This window comes from Bartonella sp. AP57NXGY (assembly GCF_042195805.1).
Lineage (GTDB): Bacteria > Pseudomonadota > Alphaproteobacteria > Rhizobiales > Rhizobiaceae > Bartonella.
In genome coordinates this window covers 1-3639 of the sequence record NZ_JBHIOZ010000123.1, presented here as the reverse complement: position 1 = coordinate 3639, position 3639 = coordinate 1, and the positions used below count along the sequence as shown (strand labels likewise).

General features: G+C 42.9%; 4 protein-coding genes. All 4 read left to right on the top strand.

The window, feature by feature from the left end; genetic code table 11:
• Positions 1 to 871, top strand: an 871-nt coding sequence (locus ACFIL8_RS08305; protein WP_375689398.1) for a lytic transglycosylase domain-containing protein, incomplete at its 5' end; no start/stop codon positions are given.
• Positions 864 to 1841 (top strand): tail fiber protein, encoded by a 978-nt coding sequence (locus ACFIL8_RS08300; RefSeq protein WP_375689396.1) that lies wholly within the window; start codon positions 864 to 866, stop codon positions 1839 to 1841. The genes ACFIL8_RS08305 and ACFIL8_RS08300, both read left to right, overlap by 8 nt.
• 9 nt (positions 1842 to 1850) lie before the next feature.
• Positions 1851 to 2102: a hypothetical protein gene (locus ACFIL8_RS08295; protein ID WP_375612617.1), complete on the top strand. Its 252-nt coding sequence runs from the start codon at positions 1851 to 1853 to the stop codon at positions 2100 to 2102.
• A gap of 17 nt (positions 2103 to 2119) precedes the next feature.
• Positions 2120 to 3639 (top strand): alanine-zipper protein (locus tag ACFIL8_RS08290; protein ID WP_375689394.1); only part of this gene is annotated, 1520 nt, incomplete at its 3' end.

Sequence of the window (3639 nt, the reverse complement as noted above, 5' to 3'; positions counted from 1 at the left end):
AAATAAGAACAGCAGTGCAGGGGGGCTGTATCAATTTCTCGATTCAACAGCAAAACACTATCAACTGAATGACAAGTTTGATCCCTTTCAAGCAACCGATGCTATGGCACGGTTAACGAAGGATAATACGCGTTATTTAGTCACAGCATTAGGCAGAGAGCCATCAGAGGCAGAGCTTTACCTCGCACACCAACAAGGACCAGCAGGGGCAGTAAAGCTTATCAAAAATCCACATATCCCAGCGAGCCAGCTTTTAGGTCGACAGGCAGTCACACTCAACGGTGGCAACATGGAAGCTACAGCAGGGGATTTTATGAATCATATTTATGGGCTTTATAATAAAACGGGAGATGCTTTGAAGAGAACGATACAGCAAAACCAAAGCAATGGACAAGCAGCACCAAACGAGGTGGGTCCTTTGCGTGGGTTTGAGAGGATTCAAAAGACACTTCAAGGTAATCAAGTGGGTCAAGGTGATCAAGGGGGCAACCAATTGATGGCATATGACACGCCATTCCCAAACAGAATGATGGCACCTGAAAGCAGAGACAATTTAACAGGACAGATTATGGAAACCACACCATTGCAAGCACAAGGTATTGATGCAGGTGCTCTTAAAAAGGGCTTTTCCGGTTTGCTTCATTTAATGAGAGAGAATGGAGAACGACAAAAACAGCAGGCACAGATGGTACAGCAACAAATGTTACAGCAACCAGTCATGGCGGGTTTCTCACAATCGACTGGGGGACCGACAGATTTAACACCTCTCATTGATCCTTCTAGGCGGCAATCTGTTGGTTCCTATGGGCGGCAAAAAGAAGAGCAATTGCGCGAAGAGCTATTAAGAAGAACGGGGGCTTATCATGTCTGATATTTATGACTGGTCACTCACAGCTGATCAAAATGCGAATTCCGATAGTATCATTAATTGGGCAGAAGGGCAGCCGCCTAGTTCTGTTAATGATAGTGCGCGGGTCATGATGCAGCGTATACGTGAATATCTTGCCGATAATGGTGGTTCTCTTGACTCAAAGTTTATTGTGAATGGAAAGGAACAAACAACATCAATCACGTTGACGACGGTGTCGCCGATAGCGAAATATAAAAACGATATCATTATCCGCTTTAAGGCGCGTGGTATAAATATTGGTACGACAACAATAAACATGAATAATATAGGAGCAAAGCCACTCTATAAAGCCACCAGCACGGGAATAGTATCATTGACAGGTGGTGAGTTACAAACAAATGGTATTTATGAAATAGTCTATAATGATGGCGTATCAACAAAAGGTCTTGATGGCTGGTATCTTTTAAACCCTACCCCCATTCCACCACCGAAGGTCGAAACCTTTCCTTGTGGTTTTATTGCGACCTTTGCTATGCAAGAAGTCCCAAACGGCTGGCTTTTATGTGATGGCGCTACTTATGAACGCAAAGATTATCCGCAATTATTCAAGGCGATAGGGGATAAATGGGGAAAAAACAGCGATACAACCTTTAAAGTTCCAGACTTTAGAGGAGTGTTTTTGCGCGGCTTTGATAATGGTCGCGGTTTAGACAGAAGTAGACAATTTGCCGATATACAGCAAGATTGCCTTAAATCGCATACACATGCTTGTACCATTGAAGAGGCAGGTCAACATACGCATAAGCATGATTATTCTATGGTTACAAGAGTTGGTCAAATAGGTGGCAGAAATCCTGCTTTTGGTAATTCATATTATACAAAAGATACACAACCTGCTGGAGTGCACACGCATAAGGTAATGATTTCTTCAACGGGCGAGGCAGAAACACGCCCTGTTAATGTACCGGTTGTTTATGCCATAAAATCGTGAGTTTTTCAAATGATCAATAATCCGTCTGCTATTGATGATATTGCGGACGCGGAGCAAATCCGCGTCCTTTTTTATGCAAGCAATCGAATGGTTCATGCACCCTTAAATAAGGTACTTGATCTTGTCAAAAGCGACATACAGCATGATCTTTTAAGCGCTTTGGCAGAATATAAAGAAGCGACAGATAAACGCATAGAGATCATGCAAAAACTGATTGATGAATTGCAGTCCTCTCTCTCACACAACAAGACAACGAACTGATTAAGGAATGAAACGCGATGCCATTACCCTATCACACACATATATTTAAGCTTGAACCAGCAACAAAAGAAGAAGTCAAAGAAGGTGTTTTAGATAGTAAGGCTCTTGCACCTGTTTCAGTGGGGAGTGCAGCAGCTTATGAGGTAGAATATTTTGCAACCGCTGCTCAAGGAAAAAAGGCTGATGATGCTATTGCAAAGAGAGATATTGGAGCTCTTGCTTACAAAAATAAGGTCACAATTTGTGATATTGAAGCAAGTGGTGAAGCGCATGAGAATGCGATTTTATCAGGCGCTGGCTGGGTAAAAATATCGCCTTTAGGGATTGGCGATATGAAGGCTGCTACATATGATCCCGACAATGTGGGGGCAAATACATTTTCTATGGAAAATATGCACGAGGGTCCTACCAAAAAGATCTTAACCATAGAGGAAAGATCAAAGCTACGATGGTTGAGTTCTACGCAGCCAACGATGGAAAAATGGCGGAGGGGAGATGAAGGTGTTTATTATCCCATATCTCCGGTAGATCTCAAAAATACCATTAGTTATTTTGTAGGCTCAAAGTCTTTTGGTATGTCAAAATCAGTTTATGATCCAGATAAAATAGAAAAAGATGTATTTGATATGGAGAATATGAAGGAAGGGAAAAAGCATCTTATCTTAACTCCTCCAGAACGTGCACAGATTGCAAAAATTGATAAAGTTGAAGATGTTGCACAACAAGGGATTCATGTTGCAAGTGAAGCGAAGAACGTTGCAGATAGTGCATTAAGAACAGCAAATGATGCAAAAGCTTATGCAGTAGATGCAAAAAAAACGGCTGAGACAGCACAAAAAACGGGAGACAGTGCAAAAGCTGAGGCAAATATTGCGCAAACAGCAGCCGATAAAGCGCAAGATACAGCACATAGTGTACAGAAAAAAGTTGATCTCATTCAACCTCTTGCCAAACAAGACTGGATTGATGGCACAAAAACAGTGGATGCACTTATCTCACCAGCCAAACTGATGGCTTCAATCAAAGCAAATAGTAGCAATAGCAGCGGCGCTGGTAGCGGCAACAATGATGGCGGGGTTAGAAAACCTGTTGAAATTCTGATGACAGAAAGCGGAGATATTCCATTGCCTGATGGTATTACTGCTGACACCGATATCGAAGTATGGGCTTGGGGCGGTGGAGGTGGTGGCGTTAAGGATGGCGGCGGCGGCGGCGGTCAATGTGTGCATGTTAAAATGAAAGGTTCTGATTTAGATAAATTAAAAACAGCTTACATTGGTCGTGGTGGTAAAGGTAATGACAGTAACATTTTGTGCAATGGTGGTAGAACAATGATCAAAGGGCTTGTTACAGCAGAAGGAGGATATTCCGTTTCCATGACTCTCGTTAACTTTGGAGGGAAAGGCGGCGATGGAGGAGGAAACAGGGAGGGCAGCAGTGGTGAAAGCTTTATTTTTTCTGGTGGTAATGGTGGAGGGAGTGGAATAGACGGCAAGAGAGCTGGTACTGGTGGAAGTTCTTTTCTTGGCGGCGGCGG